The sequence below is a fragment of the Streptomyces sp. NPDC007875 genome, from assembly GCF_042868035.1.
GTDB classification, from domain to species: Bacteria; Actinomycetota; Actinomycetes; order Streptomycetales; family Streptomycetaceae; genus Streptomyces; species Streptomyces antimycoticus.
Genome location: NZ_JBIADZ010000064.1, coordinates 1 through 18024, shown reverse-complemented (window position 1 = coordinate 18024; position 18024 = coordinate 1). Strand labels below are relative to the sequence as shown.

Genomic DNA, 18024 nt, shown 5'->3' with positions numbered 1-18024 from the left:
GCTGTAGTCCCACTTCCGGGCGATCAGCCTGCGGTGCCACGCCAACAGCATCGCGGGCGTCACCGGGAACACCTGCGCCCACCGGCGCCGGGGGACCAGCGAGGACAGCGCTGCGAACCACAGCCGGTCCGCATGCTCGTAGCGCACTGGCCTCGTGAGCTGCCTGCGCAGCACCGCATTCTCGTGCCGGAGCACGAGCAATTCCGCGTTCTTGGCTGTGTCCCGGCGTAGCAGCACCGCCGGGACCCTGAGCAGCTTCCGAGTCATCTGGTATACGAGCGAAACGATCACCCGGAGAGGGTTCCAGCAGACGGTGATGGCGCGCCAGACCACCCGCGAGCAGGAGGGATGAGTTTCCGAACGGCACACGGCGAGGATGGCACGGTCGCTGTCGGTGAAGGTCGGCTTACCGACCCGGCGTTGCAGGACCAGCAGTTGGTGCCGGAGCACGAGGATCTCGACGTCCTTCTCCCTGTCGCTCATCAGCAGGAGCCATAGGAACGCCAGGGCGTTGGTTGCGGCGAGGTAGGCCAGACGCAGCAGCACGACAGATCATGATGCCGCCGGGGCCCTGCGTAGGTGAAGACCCCGGGGTGAACGTCAAGGAGCGCCGAAGAGCCGTGATCAGGCTCTCGACCTGCGTGGATGATTTATCGGTACCCGCAATGCTCAGGTCGGCGGTGAGATCCGCGCCTGCTGGACCGTCCAGTCCCGTGTCGGGCGGGCGGTGACCCCGGTGATGTGCGGTCGCCGGGTGCCATCGTTGCGGTTGCCGGGCAACGGCTGGCCTACGACGACGAACCGGGTGTCGGCGTCAATGACGACCTGGTGGTTGGTGGAGTACCACTGGCGGACCAATCTCACTCTGCGCCAACTCGCCCCGCTGTTCGGGGTGTCGAAGTCGGCGGCCGACCGCATCATCGACCACCTCGGGCCGTGCCTCGCGCTCCAGCAGCGCAAGCGGTTCCGCAAGGACACCGTACTCATCGTGGACGGCACCCTGGTCCCTCACGCCGAAGCGCGGTGATCAGCTTGCCGAACTGACGCGGACTCAGCCCGGTGAACGGGGCTATCCAGGAGGGCTCTGACGCCGTGATCACACCAGCCACGCCAAGATCGTCTTGAGGTAGCCGACCATATGTCAATGAAGTTGATCCGCCTCTGGTCAGACGGAAACAAGGCCTCAGCGGCAGTCAGAGACGCACCGAGCACCGTTGCGGATGGCCGGCACGGTCAAGCCTGTTCCGGCCATCCGCTATACGGGTCCAGACGCCGGCGCGGCGGCCTCGCGGGCGTAGTCGGTGAGGTCTTTTGGTTGGCGGCCCGGGGCCTCCTGGACGTGGATCTTTACCTCGCCGTCGACCGGCGGCCTCTCGACAACCAGTGTGCCGGTGTCGGCCTCGGGCACGCCCCGGGAGCTTCGTGACTACTTCAACCGTTGGCGGATGCGTTGCCGTGCCCAGAGCGCCGAGACCGTGGGCACGATCGCGGGGCGTTCATCGCGGCCGGAGGCTCAGGAACCAGCCACGTTTGTGGGCGCGGTCCAGCCGGTAGCTCGGATCCACTCGACCAGGTCCAGGGTGGCCGGCTCGATCGAGCGCACCACCGCGAGGTCCGAAGGGTATTCCGCCGCCTTCGCGAACTGGCGGAACATCGCCTTGTCGAGGTCGTTGGGAAGCACGCTCAACGGGAGGGCCTCGTACCGTGCCGGGAGCCCGGCGCGCGCGCCGAACGCCGCGGCGATCTGGGGGCCCGTCAGCTCGTCGCCGACGAGCTCGACGGCTCCGCCGGGCGCCTCCGCGGTGTCGAGCAGGAGCGCGGCGGCGACCCGGCCGATGTCCCTGACCGAGATCATCTTCAGGGCGACGTCCTCCGGCAGCGGCAGCCTCAGCACGATCTCCCCATGCTCCAGGCTCGGTGCCATCACGCTCGCGAAGTTCTCCATGAAGGCGGTCGCGCGAACCATCGCGGCCCTCAGGCCGGACTTCCTCAGGTGCTCCTCGATCCAGTGCTTCGAGTCGTGGTGCGGCACACCCGACTCCCGGTCCGCTCCGAAGACCGAGTTGAACACGACGTGCGGGACGCCCGCCTCGACCGCCGCGTCGACGAGCGCGGTACCGATGCGGATCTCCGCCTCGACCTCTTCGAGGCTGTTCGCCTCCGGGGTCATGAAGTAGAACCCCTCGACCGTCGCCAGCGCGGCGGCCAGCGACGCCGGGTCGTCGGCCCGGATGGCCGCCAGCTCGACGCCGCGGGCGGCCAGCGCCTGAGCCCGGTCGGACTGCGGGGTGCGGACTAAAGCCCGCACCCGCGCCTTGTGGTCCAGCAGCGCGTCGACCACCGCCCCGCCCTGTTGCCCCGTCGCGCCGAAGACTGCGATCGTGCCGGTCGTCTGTGTGCTCATCGCTGCCACCCTTCACTAGTTCATGCCATGAACCAAACTAGTTCATGGCATGAACTACGTCAAGGTGCGGGTGTAGCGGGACCTCACGGTGTGATGGGTTGGTTCGAGGTGGGCGAAGAGAGGTCCGAGGTGTCCACGATGGCGGTGGCCACGCGCTCGAAGTCGCGCTGGTCGTCGGCGTCGAGGTTCCTCGCGATCTCGGGCAGGCGCTTGGCGACCTCGGCGTAAACGGCCTCGGCGAGCACCTTCCCCGTGGGCGTCGCACTGAGCATGACGACCCGTCGGTCCTGCGCCGAGCTTGCCCGGCCGACCAACTCGCGCCGCGCGGTGCGATCGACCAGCTGGCTCAATGCGTTCTTGGTCATACCCAACGACGCGGCGAGGTCAGCCATCTGCCGCGGCTCGTTCCTGACTGCGCAGAGCAGCGTGGCCTGCGAGGGGGTCAGGTCGAACTCGGCGCAGATCTGCGCGTACTTGCGTTGAATCACAACCGAGAGCCAGAAGAGCTTGTCGCCATAGTCCACGCCGGCCTCCCTCGTCCGATGACGAACGATCAGCCTACTCGTCGCGGGCCGGCAGACCACGCCACTCACCAGGAGATGCACACCTCTGCGAGACCGACCTGGCACTCCTACCCCAACCACTTTGATCGACTTACCCTGTCTCTTCACCCTCAGGTGGCGCCTCTACCGGCGCGCGACGGGTCGCGCGCCGGTGCCATGTCACTTCTGTGCCGCGTCGAGGGTGGGGTAGTCGGTGTATCCGGTGTGGTCGCCGCCGTAGAAGGTGGCCGGGTCGGCCGCGTTCAGCGGGGCGTTCGCCTGGAGGCGGGCCGGCAGGTCCGGGTTGGCCAGAGCGGCCGCAGGTGATCGCGTTCCAGCCAAGACTCGAAACCCACATGCCCGCCGGTCGTAGCCGACCGCCACAACCCGGTGTTGTCGCGCTGACCCCGATACACCGGGAACGAGCGCACCGGCGGCACCGACTCGAACGCCACCGCGGCCGCCTCTACCAGGCCGTCGCGCCGCTCGCGGCCGTCCGCGTCGACGTACCCGACCGCGAACCCCGACAACGACGCTGGCGCCAAGCCGCGCACCGCCACCAGACCGTCCAACCCACCCTCCCCGGCCCCAATATCCGGCAAAGGTTATCGACATCCTCCACTGGCCCCCGCAGCGGGCGGATCAGAACCAATGAGACGGATCAGGTACGGATCAGAGCCGGTGAGAAGAGACCAGCTCAGCTGAGAACCCACATCCCGGGAGGGAACGGCGCCGACCCGTCGCGCACTTATTCCCTACCTTCCGGCAGCGACCACGTTGCGCATTAACGGATGACATCACGGCAGGCGTGCATGTGGGTAGCCATCAGCGATAGCACAAGCTTCGTTGCCTAAAGGCTGTCCCGCAAGGATCTTGGCTCCGAGTGCGGAACGGTCTGAAGGGCTGGCGAGGTGCTCAGCCGGTAGTCCCTGAGGTGTGGGGGCGTCGTCGGGACGATAGGCCCGTATCGTGCTGTTGGGCGTCGTTCTGGGGAACTCTGAGTGTGGTGTAGCCGTCGGGGCGCCTCTCGGGCTTGGCTGCATAGGGGTTGAGTGGCCCGTCCACGTCGAGGAACAGCAGCGGTCGGTTCACGGTTTCCCCCGGTCTTGCGCACTGTGGACTGCCCTGATCAGGTTAGCTGTGGAAGCGTTTCGGCATTGAGCCAGCCTGAGTGGTGATCACGATGTGGCGAGTGTGATCACGGCATCGGAGCCGTCCTGGATAGCCCCATTCGCGGGTCTGAGCCCGCGCTGCTTCGGCAAACTGCTGACCACGCTGCGGCGTGATGGAGCAGATATGGTCCACCGAGGCCGGCCGTGGAGTCTGCCGCTGGAGGACCGAGTGTTGCTGGTCACGGCCTACTGGCGCACCAATCTGACGTTGCGGCAGCTCGCTCCACTGTTCGGTGTCTCGAAGTCCACGGCCGGCCGAGTCATCAACCACCTCGGACCCCTGCTCGCTCTCCAGCCCCGCAAGCGATTCGCCAAGGACACCGTCCTCATCGTGGACGGCACCCTGGTCCCCACCCGGGACCACACCGTCGCCGAGCGGTCGAAGACATCTCATGTCGCTGGTGGGTCAAGTAGGAGCTCAGGCGGCGAGGTCCATAGGCGGTGCGAAGGCACGATCGGGGTCGAATAGCGTGCGGCGCTGCAGGCAGTGGTAGAGGCAGCCGAGCAGTTTGTTGAACAGGTTCCTGAGAGCTGCGGTGTGGCGTTCTCCGCCAGCACGCCGTCGGTCATAGTGGGCGCGTGGAGCCTGCGTGCGGAGGGCCGCGAAGGCCCACATGTGGCCGGCTGAGGCCAGTCGTTGGTTCTTGACGGTGCGGGCCACGACGACGTGGCTGCGGCCGGAGGCCCGCGTAATGGGGGCCGCGCCAGCGTATGCCTTCATGGACCGGGCGTCCGCGAAGCGTTCGCGGTCGTCTCGGATCTCTGCGAGGACGCGTGCTCCGGAGAGCAGGGACAGTCCCGGGAAGCTGGTGATGATGTCGGCATCTGGGTGCGAGAGGAATGCTTCCTCCGTTGCCGCCGCGAGCTGGGCGACGCTGGTGCAAGCGGCGTCGACCTGCCGGATGAGGGCTGTTGCCTGGTGTCCCAGAGCCTGTTCGACCTGCGGCAGCTGTCGGAGGTAGTCCGCGCGGAAGATCTCCCGAAGTCGTTCGACCTCGGCTTCGATTCCGCGGCGCGGACGCTCGCCGCGCTTGAGCAGCGCGCGCAGCTGGCTGCGGGTGAGTTTGGCGGCGTCGGCAGGCGTGGGTGCGGCGGTCAGGATCACGCGGGCGCGTGGCGAGTCGAGTCCGGGTTTTCCGGGGCCGTGGAAGGCCGCGAGGGCGGCCGGGTAGTACTCGCGCAGGTGTGAGCGGAGCCGGTTGATCATCTGCTGCCGATCCCAGATTGCATCCTGGTGAGCGCGGGCCAGGACGGCAATGGCCTGCCCGGCTTCGCTATCGTCAGGCAGGGGGCGGTGAGCGTGCCGGTCGGTCCTCAGGATGTTGGCCAGGACCCGGGCGTCAGCTGCATCGGACTTGGCTCGGGAGACGCTGGCGCGATCGCGGTAACGGGCGGCGGCCAATGGGTTGATCGCGTAGATCTTGCGGCCGGTGGCCCGGAGGGGGCGACGAGCAGCCCCCGTGGGGTCTCGATGGCGACTGGGATTGGGTCCTCGGCACTGTCGCCGTGTCGGGTCAGCAGTTCCATCAGCGCGTGGAATCCTGCGCTGTCATCGCTGATCCGCAGCTTGGCCAGCTGGGCACCGTCCCCATCCACCAGAGCTACGTCGTGGTGTCCTTCCGCCCAGTCGATGCCGCAGAAGATCGCGCTCAATGTCTCTACCTCCGTGCCAACATGGGGTTTTACGTCCAGGCGGAGCACGCGGCGCTCTAATAGAAGTGCTCAAGGCACGCCATCTCATGAGCCGTTCGTGTCTCCAGCGACCGGCAGGGACCTCGGTCTGCTGAAGAGCTCTCGGGCTCGTGAACTGCTGAGAGGTCGGCCCCTGCCGGCGGGCTGGCGACATGAAACCCGTGGTGACCACGCTCCTGCCGGGCGGGACCGGTCTTTGACAAGAGATCGAGGTCCCGGAACTACCGAAGGTCTCCGCCCGACAGGGCGAGGCGAAGCCGGTCTGACCATGGGGGTCCAGTCCCGGAACGGGGGCAGGCTTCACCTCGTTGCGGCGGCCTTGCACTCACGTGCCCGGGCTCACCGATCACCTACTAGAACTACCGGTACTCCACCAACCACCAGGTCGTCATCGACGCCGACACCCGGCTGGTGGTGGCAGTCGGCCGTCCGTTGCCCGGCAACCGCAACGGCTGCAAGGCGTGGAGGAGTCCGGGGCCAAGGCCGCCGTGGGCAACATTGTCACGATCGCAGACGGCGGCTACCCGGGCACCGGACTCGTCATCCCGCACCGCCGACAGCGCGGCCAGAGCGAACTCCGGACTGGAAAGAGGAGCACAACAAGTCCCACAAGCAGGTCCGAGCCCGCGTCGAGCACGTCTTCGCCCGTATGAAGACCTGGAAGATCCTCCGCGACTGCCGCCTCAAAGGCCACGGCGTCCACCACGCCATGCGCGGCATCGCCCGGATGCACAACCTCGCCCTCGCCGGATAGGCAAGCGGGCCGCACAGCGGCCCACCATGCCCGAGGCGACTTCAAGATCTTTGCGGGACAGCCCTAAGCAGGGTGCCGGGGGTGACAGGGAAGATCTTGAGCCAGTGGCGCTGGGGTATCAGCCCGGACAGGGCGGCGAACCAGAACCGGTCGGCGGGATCATAACGGACCGGTCCGGCCAACTGGCGGCGCAGGACCGCGTTCTCGTGTCGCAGCACCAGCAGTTCCGCGTCCTTCGCCGTCCCGCGACGGAGGAGCACCGATGGAACAGTCAGCAGCTTCCGGGTCACCTTGTACAGCAAGGACACGATTACGGAGGACATGATCCCAGCGGACTGCTCGCACCCGGCTCACCTGCGGCGATGACTTTTCGAGCGGCACAGGGCCAGGAATGGTCCGCTCGCTGGGGCGCGGGGTCGATCCCGGCGTTCTTCAGGATCTCCCAGACGGTTGATGCGCCGATCTTGCGTCCCAGGTTGAGCAGTTCGCCGTGGATCCGGCGGTACCCCCACCCGGGGTTCTCCCGCGCGAGGCGCAGGACCAGCTGCCGTAATGCTCCCGGTTTCGATGGTCGGCCTGGATTGCGGCGTGGATAGGTCCATTTCCGGGCGATGAGGCGTGTGTGCCAGCGCAGGACTGACCGTGGTGTAACCAGCAGTGCCAGATGTGAACGCTGCTGCTTGTTCGCCATCCGGAGCAGTGCTGCCATGACGGCCCTGTCGCTCCAGGAGAACCGGGGCCGTGGATGGATGCGCTGTGCGACGGTGAGTTGGTGCCGGAGCATCAAGATCTCAATGTCTTTCGCCGCGCTCGACCGGGCCAGCAGCGCGAGCCATCGGAAGGTCTGGCACCCGAGCAGATAGATCAGACGTATCGCCACGACCCAGCATCATGCCCTGCAGCGCCCGCCAACCTCCTGCGCTCTGGTAGATCCGAACCCGCAGGTCACCTCGGGTGACACGGTTTCCGGCACCCACAGGATGACATTCTCGGCAAGCGCAGGGTTCTGACTGTCGTGCCACCGAAGTCGCCGAAGCCTCCCGTGACTCCCGGCTCACGGCAGATTCCCTGATCGCCGCCCACCCCTGTAATCAACTCCGTTTGTTTCATTGACATTTCACTCAGAAGTCGTACGTTGGGAGCGCTCCCATGGTGCCTTTCAACTGGAAGGAGTTCCCCCCCACATGCGCAAACAAAGCCCATTAACCGGGCGTTCCCGGTCGGCCCTCCGCCAGCCTCTCCAGGCGCTCGCCATGCTGTTCGCCGTGGTTGTCGGCGCACTGACCTGGTCGGCCCCCGCCCAGGCTCACGGCTCCGTCGTCGGCCCCGCCTCCCGCGCGTACCACTGCTGGGAAAGGTGGGGTAACGACCACATGAACCCGGCCATGCAGACCGAAGACCCCATGTGTTGGCAGGCCTTCCAGGCCAACCCCGACACCATGTGGAACTGGATGAGCGCGCTCCGCGACGGCCTCGGTGGCCAGTTCCAGTCGCAGACCCCCAACGGGACGCTCTGCAGCAACAACCTCTCGAGGAACGCCAGTCTGAACAAGCCCGGGCAGTGGAAGACGACCACCGTCGGCAACGACTTCTCGGTTCACGTGCACGACCAGGCGTCCCACGGTGCCGACTACTTCACGGCCTACGTGAGCAAGCAGGGCTTCGACCCCAAGACCCAGACCCTGGGCTGGGGCAACCTCGACTTCATCACGCAGACCGGCCGCTTCGGCCCGGCGACGGACTACACGTTCAACGTCAGCACCTCCGGCTACACCGGACACCACATCCTGTTCGTGATCTGGCAGGCCTCGCACCTCGACCAGGCCTACATGTGGTGCAGCGACGTGAACTTCGGCTGAGCAGGGGAGCGCCGCACACGGCACCGGTCTCTGCCGGGCGCCGGTAACCCGCCGCCCGGCCGGCCGAGCTCCGGCGGGGCAGGGGACCCATTTGGTCACCCTGCCCCGACGGGGCTCCCTTCGCTCCTGGTGTGAACGCGCCCGATCGCACGGCAGTCGCACGGTAGGCCGGCTCCCCACCGACTCCAGCACTCAACGGCCATTGAGGCTCCCAGACCGTGGAGGCGGCGATCTTGATTCCCAGCGCTGTGAGTTCGCCGTGGATCCGTCGGTATCCCCATGAGGTGTTCTCCCTGGCCAGCGCAGGACCAGGGCGCGGATCGATCGGATGGTGCGTGGGCGTCCGCGTCGCCTGGGTAGGCAGGATGCGGCATGGCGCCGCTTGAGCAGGTCGCGATGCCAGCGCAACACCGTGTCGGGGCGGACCAGCGGCAGAAGGTGCCGCAGTCTGCCTTTGGGGAGGTGGTGGAGCAGGCCGGCGAGGATGGCACGGTCTGTGTCGGTGAAGGTCGGCTTGCCGACCCGGCGTTGCGGGACCGGCAGTTGGTGCCGGAGTACCAGGATCTCGACGTCCTTTTCTCTATCGCTCATCGGCAGGAGACGTAGGAACGCCAGGGCGTTGGTCGCGGCGAGGTAGGCCAGACGCAGCAGCACGACAGATCATGATGCCGCCGAGTCCCTGCGCAGGTGAAGACACTTGGGCGAATGTCGAGGAGAACCGAAGATCCGTGATCAGTCTGCCGACCTGCGTGGATGATTTATCGGCACCCGCAGAGACGAACCTGCGGGCGTTCGTCTCCGGAAACTGCGGTGACGACAGGGTCACGCGGCCCTGCCCTTGCCGAACACCTCATCCGCGCAGTTCATACAGCTTCGGCAGGCGTCGCGAGTCGCCCACGGGGGACCCGTGGCTGAATGCTCAACTGTTAACTCACGGTCTCTCAGGCGCTGGTATTGCTGAGGTCCTGGATGCGGGCTTGTATCAGGGGGAGGATCTCGGCGGTGGCTCGTTCGACGGAGGCGGCGAGCACTTCGGCGTTGAGCTTGCGGTGCGGTAGGTGAGCGAGTTTGTCGCGCAGTGCGATGGGGCCGCTGTATGCCTGTGTGACAAGGCCGTGAGATGCCTGTTTCAGCATTTCGCCGAAGGTGAGCATGCAATAGGCCAGGGCGAGGAGGCCTTGGTCGCCTGGTTTCGGTGTTCCGTTGCGAATGATTGAGCGAGCCTGGTCGAGCGCTGCCATTGCGTCGGTCAGGCGAAGCAGTTCCTGGCGCTCCCGGTCGGTGCGTGTGGTCACGCTGCCCCGCGCAGATCGTTCAGAGGTTCGGTTTCGTTGATGTCCACGCCGGGGCCTCGGGGGACGACCTCCACGAGGGCGCCGAGGATGGTGGACAGATCTGTTTCGAAGCTGGTGATGTCGAAATAAGAGCGGTCGGCGTCCAGGGTTGCCACGAGTTCCCCGGGTTCGGTGCTGAGCGCGAAGGAGTGCAAGCCGTGCTGACGCCCGAGCTGGTGGATGGTCGCGGCATTGGCGCGGAGCTTCGCGGCGGTGGCTGGCCTCATAGCTCATCCTCCTTCGTGATCTCGGGTACCAGGGTCGGCAGTGGCCAGAATATAGGAGTGTGCTGACGGTATGGGCGTTCTCTGGGGTGGTGACTGACGACGTCGCGCTCCTGCCTGGTATGGCCGTTTACGGCCCCCGACGGACTGCTACAGAGTGGTACGGATGGTCGCGGAGAGTTGCCGTGCGGCTGGGGGTCAAGACATCCGATGCGGATGATCTGTCAAGCGGCGGCTTCGCGAGCGGGGCTTGTCGGTGTGGGAAATGCGGGCTCATCGGCGCGAGACGTAGGAACGCCAGGGCTTTGGTCGCGGCGAGGTAGGCCAGACGCAGCAGCACGACAGATCATGATGCCGCCGGGCCCCGCGCAGGTGAAGACCCTGGGGGTGAACGTCGAGGAGAACCAAAGATCCGTGATCAGTCTGCCGACCTGCGTGGATGATTTATCGGCACCCGCAAGGTCGACGGCGGCGAAGTTCCGGTCGCCCAGCAGCAGCATCCCGGCACGCAGATCGCCTGCCAGCCGTCCGGCGTACTCCAGCTCGGCGGTAGCGGCCGAGGGGAACACCGCCCCGATCACCGCCCGGGTCCCCCAGGCCACCAGCGCCGCCAGCCGGACCTGCGGATACCCCCCGGACCCGTGGTTGCACCGCTGCTTGGCGAAGACCGTGAGGTTCGCCGGAGTGTCCGGCACCGGCAGCAGCGTGCCATCAACCGCCACCACCAGCAGCCCCCGCCACCGCACCTGAGCCGCAATCGTGGCCGCCGGGCCGCGCACCAGGTCGAACAACTCCTCCAATGGCGCCGCCCCCAGCCGCTGGCGGGCCTTGGGCCTGCCCTCCGTCCTGTTCAGCATCGCCCTGCGGCACTTCGCCGTGCAGACCGCGATGATCGGCTTCGCGGCGGTCCTCTCCTGCGGCGCCGTTGTGTCGGTCGCCGTCGCGTTGTGCGACCGCGCACCCGGTCCCGGCGCGCTCTCGGCGCAGTCCGCTCGCCCCTCCTGACCTCCCTGCGGCGTATGCGACACCGGTTGGCTGGGAGGCGCGGACCTGGGCACTCGGTGAGGGTACGCGTGACACGGATCCGCGGCAGACGGGAGGCACGAGATGTCTGCGCAATCGGCCAGAACGATCGCACTCCCCTCCGGTGAGGAGATCGCGGCGCTCGGGCAGGGCACCTGGTACCTGGGCGAGGACCCGGCCCGGCGTGAACAGGAGATCGCCGCGCTGCGGCTGGGCGTGGACCTGGGCATGACCGTCGTCGACACTGCGGAGATGTACGGCGACGGCGCAGCCGAGGAGCTCGTCGGGGAGGCCCTCCGGGGACGCCGGGAGGAGGTCTTCCTCGTCAGCAAGGTGCTGCCCGGCCACGCCGACCGGAAAGGCACCGTCGCCGCCTGCGAGGGCAGCCTGCGGCGGCTCCGTGCGGAACGGCTGGACCTCTACCTGCTGCACTGGCGGGGACGGTGGCCACTCGAGGAGACCCTTGCGGGATTCACCGACCTGATGGAGGCGGAGAAGATCCGTTACTGGGGCGTGAGCAATCTGGACGTCGCCGACATGGTCGAGCTCACCGCCCTCCCCGGCGGCGACGCCGTGGCCGTCGACCAGGTGCTGTACAACCTCTCCCGGCGCGGCATCGAGTGGGATCTGCTCCCCTGGTGCCGCGAGGCCGGGGTGACGGCCATGGCCTACTCCCCGATCGAGCAGGGGCGGCTGCTGAAGGTCCAGGCTCTGGGTGCCGTGGCCCGGGCCCTCGGAGCCACGCCGACCCAGGTGGCACTCGCCTGGGTGCTGGAACAGGGGGTGGCCGCGATCCCGCGTTCCGGATCACCCGACCACGTTCGGGAGAACCGCGGCGCGGCGGACCTCCACTTTCCTACCGAGGCGCTCGACGCCCTCGACGAGGCGTTCCCGCCGCCCAGCGGGCCCACGCCCCTGGAGATGCTCTGAAGGAGTTGACAGGATGGCGCGCTCCCCGCTCGTCGTCGGAATGGGGGGTTCGCTGCGCACCCCGTCGACCAGCCTCACCGCACTGTGTGTGGCGGTCGAGGGTGCGGCCGAGGCGGGCGCCGACACCCGGGTTATCGACCTCAAGCGGCTGGATCTTCCGCTCTACACGTCCGAGCAAGGGATCCCTCCGTCCGCCCGCCGGCTTGCGGACGCCGTTCAGGCCGCCGACGCCCTGCTGTGGAGCAGCCCGACGTACCACGGGTCGGTCAGCGGCGCGTTCAAGAACGCGGTGGACTGGCTCGCCCTCCTGGCCGACCACGACCCGCCCTACCTGAGCAACAAACCCGTGGGGATGCTGACGACCGCCGGTGGAGTGCAGGGCCTGCAGGCGATCAACGCCATGGAGTTCATCGTCCGGTCGCTGCGCGGCTGGGCCGTGCCGCTGGTGTTCGCGGTCCCGCGGTCCTCCCGGGTCTTCGATGGCGACGGACGCCTCACCGACCAGGCGGTCGCGGACCAATTGCGCGGCCTCGGCGCGGAGGTGACCAGGGCGGCCCTGCAGTTCCGGGCGGAGGGCACGTGCGACTACGCGCAGGAGCGGCCGTCCGGGGCCATTCTGGACTGAGCCCGGCCCTGCCACGCAGGGGCGTCGGGGGCCGTCCTTTCTCAGGGCCCGGTCCGCCCCATGGGCTGCCGGTGCTCGCCGCGCGCCCCGGAGCTCCCGGGCGGGAAGTGCGGCAGCACGTGCTCGGCCAGTTCGTCGATCACTTCGGCGACCGGGCGGCGGCTGTGCTTGAAGTTGATCATCAGCTGGTCGATGCCGATGTCCTGCCAGGCCCGCATCATCGCCAGGAACGACACCCGGCCCACCGAGAAGCCCTGGTGGATGCGCCGGGGCAGGGCCAGCGGGTCCTCGGTCAGGTCCAGGTAGGTGGCCTGGGCGTACGGCTTGAACCCACCGCCGTCGCCCCGGGTCAGCTCCCGCCACCGCTCGATGTTCTCGGCCTGCTGCTGGAGCGGCGGGGTGTAGTACAGCCAGCCGTCCGTACTGTCGGCGATCCACCGGACGTCCTGCCTGCCGCGTCCCGTCATCAGGACGGGGATCCGCCGGTACACCGGCTTGGGCAGCAGATCGGTGCCGCGCATCCGGCCGAGCGGCGACTCCACGTGCGGGAAACGGTGCTCGAGGACGACACGGAAGTACTCCAGCGACTGCCGGAACGTCTCGGCCCGGCCGCCCAGGTCCTGACCGAAGGCCGGGAACTCCACGGGCCGGTCGCCGGTGGCCACCCCGAGCAGGAGCCGTCCGCCTGACAGTTGGTCCACCGAGGCGGCCGCCTTGGCGGTGTGCAATGGATGCCGCAGCGGCATGACGATGCTTGCGGTCCCCAGCGTGATCGAGGTGGTGCGGGCGGTGAGCTGCCCCAGGTACACCCACGGGTCGAAGACCTGCCCGGCGTCCCCGAAGCTCGGGTCCAGCAGCGGCACGTCACGGACCCACACCGAGGCGAAGCCGGCCCGCTCGGCCTGCTGGATCCGCTCGATGTGCCCGGCCAGGGACGGCACGGGCCCGTCGAAGCCCTCCAGGGGCGTGATGGCGCCCACGGTCATCCTGCCGCCGGGATAGGCCCTGGCCATGGCCACGTGCTCGGAGAACGACCGCTGCGCCCTGCCTTCGACGTCCACGGGTGCGTCGGCTGAGGGAACTGTCGGTTGTGTCATGCGATCCTCCGGCGATTTCATGCCGTGTCCGGGTCCGCATCCATGCGCTGCGCTGCGCCGGGGCGCGTCGTTCCAGGGCCCGTGACGTCCGCCGAAGCGGCGGGTGCCCATGCCGCCGGGGGCAAAACCGTGACGGCCCGGCCACCTTCAAGAGATTGGCACGACCTCGTCAGAGGCGGTGCTGGCGACCCCCGCTTTCTCAAGGCCCTCGAAGCCGTCATGTCACGCTCGGAGAGGTGGTGGTTGATGGACAGGATGGCGGCTGACCTGGTGTATTGCTGATTTGTTGAGAGGCGGGGTGAGCGGCCTGCGCCATATCACCCAGCTCCACCACCTCGACTGTGCCCCGGCGACCGCCCCGGCCTTTACGTCTGTCCGCGGCCGGCCCAGCTCGTCCGATCTACTCACGCATGGGGTGGTTCACCCAACTTCGCGTAGATCATTTCGCCGAGAAAACGTCAATGGCTTGGTGGCAAGAGAGACAGCCCGGTCGCCGGTGTCTCATGAGACACCTCGCAGTCTGGAGAAGCTACCGCTGCCTGCTCTTCAGTCCGACCCCTGCGCCGGGCCCGGTCATCTCGTCGGGGCGTCCTGACTGAGCCCCGCTTCCCCGAGCCGGTCGTGTCGTCCGGTCAGCAATTCTCGTTCGAGGCGCTGCAACCTGCAGCCTCCGACGGGCGGACGGCCGTACGGCTGGCCGGGGGATGCCTGCGCATTTCATGCTGCTCTGCCAGGGGAAGAGGGGGTGTTCTTTTTCGGCCTGGCGTGCGGAGGCGCTCAGCACGGGGGCTCTGCGAATCTCGACCGGGGTAACAGCCGATGGCGGCGCGGCTGGGAGCGAGCGACGCCGTACGGTTCTCGGTGAGGAGGCGAGAGGCATGACGGTGATGGGTGTGTCGAAGTTCGAGAGGTTCTTCCGCGCCGCCGCAGGCCTCGACGTGGACAGGAACGACCTGAAGCGGCACGGCGACTTCGTCGACGCCAAACTCTACGACCTCCTGGTCGTGGGCCAGGCGTCGGCCAAGGCCAATGGCCGGGACACCGTCGAACCGTGGGCCTCCAGGAGAGCATCCACCGGTTCCGGCGGTCGACGAGGAGGCCGAGCCGAAGCCGATCCCGGAACGGCTCGCCGCGCACCCTCCCCTCGACAGGACGCCCACCCAGGAGACCGAAGAGCGCTACCCCGAGATCATCGGCGGTCTCAGCGTCGCCCTCGCCGAGACGTTCAAAATCATGTATCCGGACGTCACGAACCCGGAGACCAGCCACTGGGAGGGCGTGGCCGCGGTGTTCGACCGGCTGCTGTCGCAGTCGCGCCCCGGTGCATGTCGCCGGACTGAACTGGCATGCCGGACGGGGGTCGGAAGGTGGAGACAGGGAGCCTGCACCGAGGCCCGGGTCGCGCCGCAGGTGCTCGGGGATTCGCGATCGCCCTTTCAGCGCGGTTGGTCACCTGGGCCAGGAAAGTCACACTCGATTGCCTTCACATAACGGCGTGCGACGCGGAAGGTCGTTTCGGGGGTCCGTCTCGTCCCGCGATGCTCTGACACGCCAAGGGAAGACATGAAAGCTGTCGTCTACGAGGGACCGCGCGCCGTGAGCGTGAAGGATGTCCCCGATGCGCGTATCGAAAGGGCCACGGATGTCCTGGTGAAGATCACCACAACGAACAATCTGACCACTCCCGACGACCCGAGGATGGCCGGGGCCGCCTACGGTTTCGCCGATATAGGGCCCTACGACGGCAGGCAGGCGGAACATGCGCTCGGGGCACCCTCTCCGGGCCCTGCCGTCCCGGTCCCGAAAAGGGACCCGGACGGGCCCTGCCGGGTGTCCCTGCCGCTCGCACCGTACAACCAGCGACTCGTGAAGGGAGCCGTACCATGACACAGGAACTCCAAGGGATGCGGGTGGGGATTTTGGCCACCGACGGCGTCGAGCGCGTGGAACTCGACCAGCCGCGCGGTGCGCTGCAGGGCGCAGGGGCGAAGACCGAGATCGTCTCGCTCCACCCCGGCGAGATCCAGGCCCGACAGTTCGACCTCAACGCGGCCGGAACCTTCCCCGTGGACCGCCTGGTCGCCGACGCCTCCGTCGACGACTACCACGCCCTGCTCCTGCCCGGCGGCACCATGAACCCTGACCAGCTGCGCATGAACCGCGACGCGGTGCAGTTCGTCAAGGACTTCATGGCCAGCGGGAAACCGGTCGCATCGATCTGCCACGGCCCGTGGACCCTGGCGGAAGCCGACGCCGTGCGCGGCCGCCGCCTGACGTCCTGGCCCAGCATCCGCACCGACCTGCGCAACGCCGGCGCGGAGGTCGTCGCCGACCAGGAGGTGGTCGTCGACGGGCAGCTGGTCACCAGCCGCGGCCCGGCCGACCTGCCCGCCTTCTGCGCCGCCACCGTGGAGCAGTTCGCTCGGGCGCACCACCCCATGCCCGGCTGACCCGGCGGCCTGGTCGCCGGCGGTGGGAGCAGGCGGTGCACGGTGGAGGTGGGCCCGCCGGGCCCGCTCTCCACTCCACGGGCCGGTCGGCCGGGGCGGTCGCCTCCGTACGCCTGCCGGTCCGTAGCGTCGCGCAGCCGCGTCGAATGCCGCCACGCCCAAGTGGTGATCGTCATCACCACGATGAGCGCCATCAGGATGACTAGTACCAACGGCATTGCCCTTAAGCGTGGAAAGTCGGCCCGTCGCACACCCGTGAGGCAAGGCAGACTTATTGTGTGCCGCTCGAAAAGTCATCCCTGCATGTCATGCCGCGTATCTGTACTCGTTGATGAGGCCGCCGAGGATCCGGGTGCGTAGGACTTTGCCGGTGCTGAGGCCATGCGCCGCGGCGGGTTGTTCGTGGGCGTCGGGTGGTAGCTGGTTGCGGGCCTGGTGGGGTCGGTGTTCGTTGTAGTGCTGTTCGTAGGCCGCGAGGATGTGGCGGGCGTGGGCCTCGTTCATGATGAGGACGTGGTCGAGGGCTTCGCGTCGGATGCTGCCGATGACGCGTTCGCAGTGTGCGTTCATGCGGGGAGCCTGCGGCGCACTTGTGAGGATGTCCATCTCCTCGGCTGCAAAGACGGCGTCGAACGCTTCGCCGTACTTGCCATCGCGGTCGCGTAACAAGAAGTACAGGGACTCGATGCGTATGCCCAGGTCGGCGGTGAGATTCCGCGCCTGCTGGACCGTCCAGTCCCAGCCGCAGGACGAGTTTCTTGATCGCTGCCGGGGTGGGTGGGCGGCCGGTGCCCCGGCGCGCGGTGTCGTCCCATTTCGCCGCGATGAACCTGCGGTGCCAGGCAAGCAGGGTGCCGGGGGTGACAGGGAAGATCTTGAGCCAGTGACGCCGGGGTATCAGCCCGGACAGGGCGGCGGACCAGAACCAGTCGGCGGGCTCATAACGGACCGGTCCGGCCAACTGGCGCGCAGGACCGCGTTCTCGTGCCGCAGCACCAGAAGTTCCGCGTCCTTCGCCGTCCCGCGACGGAGGAGCACCGATGGAACAGTCAGCAGCTTCCGCTCCAGGCGGTGGCCGTCCCGGTGCCGCAGCGCCGCCGTCCCGCTCCACCAACCCCGGTCAGTCAGGGGCCGCCGAGTCGCTTGGGTTGCTTCCTCGGCGAGCAGCTCCGCTGCCGCTCTCCCCAACCTCCTCAGGGTGGTAACCGAGCAGTAGCTGCGCACCTTCACTCCACGCCGTGACGATGCCTCGCCCATCGACGGTGGCCGTGGCCGCGTAGCCGCGCCAGCAAGATCATCTGTCTCGGTGCCGGGAACGGTGCCATTTCCTGTCATCAGCGCTCACCTCATCCTGTGATGAGCCCCTGCCTCGCTACTCTCATTGGAATCCGAACTGCCGCGTTGGCGAAACTTGGGATTCACTGCTGCGTCGGGCCGGATTTCGGTGAAAAGTCGCCACTGTCTGCCCGTGCCCGGACCTTGCGCCAGAACTCGAGGGCGGCGTATTCCAGTCCCAGGCCGAGTTCCAGGGTGATCATGCGGCTGGCGACCTCTTCGACCTGGCCGTAGCGGCGCTGCATCTCTTCGTACTCGGCGATCCGGCGTTCGTGCTGCTCGACCTGGTCCTGGGCGAGCCGTGCCACGTCCTGCGGTTCCGCCAGTTCGTTGAAGAACAGTTTGATCTCCGCGATGTCGCGGAGTTCGAAGTGCTCCTTGACTGGCTCGGCCAGCCACTCGCACAACGCGGCCCGGCCCGCTGCGGTGATGGTGTAGGTCTTGCGCCGCCGCCCGGTGTCCTCCTGGTGCAGCTCAAGCAGACCGGCTTCCTGGAGCCGCTTGGGCTCCGAGTACAGCTGCGCGTGGGGGAAGTTCCAGAAGTAGCCCACGGACCGGCTGATCGCGCGCTTGAGGTCGTACG

At 67.6% G+C, this 18024-nt stretch carries 16 protein-coding genes and 11 pseudogenes; 11 read left to right on the top strand and 16 right to left on the bottom strand.

Features of this window, described 5'->3' with window-relative positions:
* Positions 1-546 (bottom strand): annotated as a pseudogene (locus ACFYOY_RS48325) (hypothetical protein); the annotation flags it as partial.
* Positions 547-759: 213 nt separating this feature from the next.
* A pseudogene (locus ACFYOY_RS48320) lies at positions 760-840 on the bottom strand (IS5/IS1182 family transposase); the annotation flags it as partial.
* Here ACFYOY_RS48320 and ACFYOY_RS48315 point away from each other — a divergent pair.
* Positions 833-1009, top strand: a pseudogene (locus tag ACFYOY_RS48315) (transposase family protein); the annotation flags it as partial. The pseudogenes ACFYOY_RS48320 and ACFYOY_RS48315 overlap by 8 nt on opposite strands.
* Here the strand turns inward: ACFYOY_RS48315 and ACFYOY_RS48310 are convergent.
* The 4 genes and pseudogenes from ACFYOY_RS48310 to ACFYOY_RS48295 form a co-directional block, all read right to left on the bottom strand.
* Positions 1004-1109 (bottom strand): annotated as a pseudogene (locus ACFYOY_RS48310) (IS5/IS1182 family transposase); the annotation flags it as partial. The pseudogenes ACFYOY_RS48315 and ACFYOY_RS48310 sit on opposite strands and share 6 nt — an antisense overlap.
* 404 nt (positions 1110-1513) lie before the next feature.
* On the bottom strand, positions 1514-2404 hold the full coding sequence (locus ACFYOY_RS48305) for an NmrA family NAD(P)-binding protein (RefSeq protein WP_388594436.1): 891 nt from the start codon (positions 2402-2404) through the stop codon (positions 1514-1516).
* An 83-nt stretch (positions 2405-2487) separates the two neighbouring features.
* Positions 2488-2928, bottom strand: a complete 441-nt coding sequence (locus tag ACFYOY_RS48300) for a MarR family winged helix-turn-helix transcriptional regulator (protein ID WP_268757171.1) — start codon at positions 2926-2928, stop codon at positions 2488-2490.
* A gap of 198 nt (positions 2929-3126) precedes the next feature.
* Positions 3127-3267: pseudogene (locus ACFYOY_RS48295) on the bottom strand (alkene reductase); the annotation flags it as partial.
* Between the two features lie 864 nt (positions 3268-4131).
* On the opposite strand from ACFYOY_RS48295, the pseudogene ACFYOY_RS48290 reads away from it, so the two are divergent.
* Positions 4132-4503, top strand: a pseudogene (locus tag ACFYOY_RS48290) (transposase family protein); the annotation flags it as partial.
* A gap of 33 nt (positions 4504-4536) precedes the next feature.
* On the opposite strand, the pseudogene ACFYOY_RS48285 reads toward ACFYOY_RS48290, so the two are convergent.
* Positions 4537-5771: pseudogene (locus ACFYOY_RS48285) on the bottom strand (IS110 family transposase).
* A 396-nt stretch (positions 5772-6167) separates the two neighbouring features.
* Between ACFYOY_RS48285 and ACFYOY_RS48280 the strand changes: the two are divergent.
* Positions 6168-6564: pseudogene (locus ACFYOY_RS48280) on the top strand (transposase); the annotation flags it as partial.
* A 41-nt stretch (positions 6565-6605) separates the two neighbouring features.
* Here ACFYOY_RS48280 and ACFYOY_RS48275 read toward each other — a convergent pair.
* On the bottom strand, positions 6606-6887 hold the full coding sequence (locus ACFYOY_RS48275; protein ID WP_351905982.1) for an integrase: 282 nt from the start codon (positions 6885-6887) through the stop codon (positions 6606-6608).
* Positions 6875-7444 (bottom strand): helix-turn-helix domain-containing protein, encoded by a 570-nt coding sequence (locus ACFYOY_RS48270; RefSeq protein ID WP_388594433.1) that lies wholly within the window; start codon positions 7442-7444, stop codon positions 6875-6877. Before ACFYOY_RS48270 ends, ACFYOY_RS48275 begins: the two co-directional genes overlap by 13 nt.
* A gap of 373 nt (positions 7445-7817) precedes the next feature.
* Here ACFYOY_RS48270 and ACFYOY_RS48265 point away from each other — a divergent pair, with 373 nt between their 5' ends.
* Positions 7818-8423 carry a lytic polysaccharide monooxygenase gene (locus tag ACFYOY_RS48265; RefSeq protein ID WP_351906015.1) on the top strand — a complete coding sequence of 202 codons (606 nt, stop codon included), beginning with the start codon at positions 7818-7820 and terminating at the stop codon, positions 8421-8423.
* 208 nt (positions 8424-8631) lie between these two features.
* Here the strand turns inward: ACFYOY_RS48265 and ACFYOY_RS48260 are convergent.
* A pseudogene (locus ACFYOY_RS48260) lies at positions 8632-8909 on the bottom strand (integrase); the annotation flags it as partial.
* On the opposite strand from ACFYOY_RS48260, the gene ACFYOY_RS48255 reads away from it, so the two are divergent.
* Positions 8796-9029, top strand: coding sequence for a hypothetical protein (locus ACFYOY_RS48255; protein WP_388594440.1), 234 nt, complete (start codon positions 8796-8798; stop codon positions 9027-9029). The pseudogene ACFYOY_RS48260 and the gene ACFYOY_RS48255 sit on opposite strands and share 114 nt — an antisense overlap.
* A gap of 335 nt (positions 9030-9364) precedes the next feature.
* Here ACFYOY_RS48255 and ACFYOY_RS48250 read toward each other — a convergent pair whose 3' ends face one another.
* The 3 genes from ACFYOY_RS48250 to ACFYOY_RS48240 all read right to left on the bottom strand — a co-directional run bounded on the left by ACFYOY_RS48250 (position 9365) and on the right by ACFYOY_RS48240 (position 10772).
* On the bottom strand, positions 9365-9718 hold the full coding sequence (locus ACFYOY_RS48250; RefSeq protein ID WP_351905988.1) for a hypothetical protein: 354 nt from the start codon (positions 9716-9718) through the stop codon (positions 9365-9367).
* Positions 9715-9984: a hypothetical protein gene (locus ACFYOY_RS48245; protein ID WP_093465743.1), complete on the bottom strand. Its 270-nt coding sequence runs from the start codon at positions 9982-9984 to the stop codon at positions 9715-9717. The genes ACFYOY_RS48250 and ACFYOY_RS48245 overlap by 4 nt, the downstream gene beginning before the upstream one ends.
* A 221-nt stretch (positions 9985-10205) precedes the next feature.
* Entirely contained in the window at positions 10206-10772 is a 567-nt protein-coding gene (locus ACFYOY_RS48240; protein ID WP_388594429.1) for a hypothetical protein, read from the bottom strand.
* A 37-nt stretch (positions 10773-10809) separates the two neighbouring features.
* On the opposite strand from ACFYOY_RS48240, the gene ACFYOY_RS48235 reads away from it, so the two are divergent.
* The 3 genes from ACFYOY_RS48235 (at position 10810) to ACFYOY_RS48225 (ending at position 12559) form a co-directional block, all read left to right on the top strand.
* Positions 10810-10986 carry a hypothetical protein gene (locus tag ACFYOY_RS48235; RefSeq protein ID WP_388594426.1) on the top strand — a complete coding sequence of 59 codons (177 nt, stop codon included), beginning with the start codon at positions 10810-10812 and terminating at the stop codon, positions 10984-10986.
* Positions 10987-11088: 102 nt separating this feature from the next.
* Positions 11089-11934, top strand: a complete 846-nt coding sequence (locus ACFYOY_RS48230) for an aldo/keto reductase (RefSeq protein ID WP_388594424.1) — start codon at positions 11089-11091, stop codon at positions 11932-11934.
* Positions 11935-11947: 13 nt separating this feature from the next.
* Positions 11948-12559, top strand: a complete 612-nt coding sequence (locus ACFYOY_RS48225; RefSeq protein WP_351906002.1) for an NAD(P)H-dependent oxidoreductase — start codon at positions 11948-11950, stop codon at positions 12557-12559.
* Positions 12560-12600: 41 nt separating this feature from the next.
* On the opposite strand, the gene ACFYOY_RS48220 is transcribed toward ACFYOY_RS48225, so the two are convergent.
* A complete protein-coding gene (locus ACFYOY_RS48220) occupies positions 12601-13656 on the bottom strand; it encodes an LLM class oxidoreductase (RefSeq protein ID WP_351906005.1) in 1056 nt (351 codons plus the stop codon).
* Positions 13657-14360: 704 nt separating this feature from the next.
* Here ACFYOY_RS48220 and ACFYOY_RS48215 point away from each other — a divergent pair.
* From ACFYOY_RS48215 to ACFYOY_RS48205, 3 genes and pseudogenes are all read left to right on the top strand, one after another.
* Positions 14361-14651, top strand: a pseudogene (locus ACFYOY_RS48215) (DUF1931 family protein); the annotation flags it as partial.
* A 34-nt stretch (positions 14652-14685) separates the two neighbouring features.
* Entirely contained in the window at positions 14686-15147 is a 462-nt protein-coding gene (locus ACFYOY_RS48210; RefSeq protein ID WP_351906008.1) for a DUF1931 family protein, read from the top strand.
* A 392-nt stretch (positions 15148-15539) separates the two neighbouring features.
* Positions 15540-16106, top strand: a complete 567-nt coding sequence (locus ACFYOY_RS48205; RefSeq protein WP_037952782.1) for a type 1 glutamine amidotransferase domain-containing protein — start codon at positions 15540-15542, stop codon at positions 16104-16106.
* Positions 16107-16412: 306 nt separating this feature from the next.
* Here the strand turns inward: ACFYOY_RS48205 and ACFYOY_RS48200 are convergent.
* Positions 16413-17198, bottom strand: a pseudogene (locus tag ACFYOY_RS48200) (integrase core domain-containing protein).
* 326 nt (positions 17199-17524) lie between these two features.
* On the bottom strand, positions 17525-18024 hold a 500-nt coding region (locus ACFYOY_RS48195), incomplete at its 5' end, for a PadR family transcriptional regulator (RefSeq protein ID WP_351906012.1).

Coding starts and splice junctions, on each gene's coding strand:
- ACFYOY_RS48205 (WP_037952782.1), top strand. CDS start 15,540: ATGACACAGGAACTCCAAGGGATGCGGGTGGGGATTTTGGCCACCGAC.
- ACFYOY_RS48255 (WP_388594440.1), top strand. CDS start 8,796: ATGGCGCCGCTTGAGCAGGTCGCGATGCCAGCGCAACACCGTGTCGGG.
- ACFYOY_RS48265 (WP_351906015.1), top strand. CDS start 7,818: ATGCTGTTCGCCGTGGTTGTCGGCGCACTGACCTGGTCGGCCCCCGCC.
- ACFYOY_RS48275 (WP_351905982.1), bottom strand. CDS start 6,887: ATGTCCTCCGTAATCGTGTCCTTGCTGTACAAGGTGACCCGGAAGCTG.
- ACFYOY_RS48220 (WP_351906005.1), bottom strand. CDS start 13,656: ATGACACAACCGACAGTTCCCTCAGCCGACGCACCCGTGGACGTCGAA.
- ACFYOY_RS48210 (WP_351906008.1), top strand. CDS start 14,686: ATGGCCGGGACACCGTCGAACCGTGGGCCTCCAGGAGAGCATCCACCG.
- ACFYOY_RS48230 (WP_388594424.1), top strand. CDS start 11,089: ATGTCTGCGCAATCGGCCAGAACGATCGCACTCCCCTCCGGTGAGGAG.
- ACFYOY_RS48305 (WP_388594436.1), bottom strand. CDS start 2,404: ATGAGCACACAGACGACCGGCACGATCGCAGTCTTCGGCGCGACGGGG.
- ACFYOY_RS48225 (WP_351906002.1), top strand. CDS start 11,948: ATGGCGCGCTCCCCGCTCGTCGTCGGAATGGGGGGTTCGCTGCGCACC.
- ACFYOY_RS48245 (WP_093465743.1), bottom strand. CDS start 9,984: ATGAGGCCAGCCACCGCCGCGAAGCTCCGCGCCAATGCCGCGACCATC.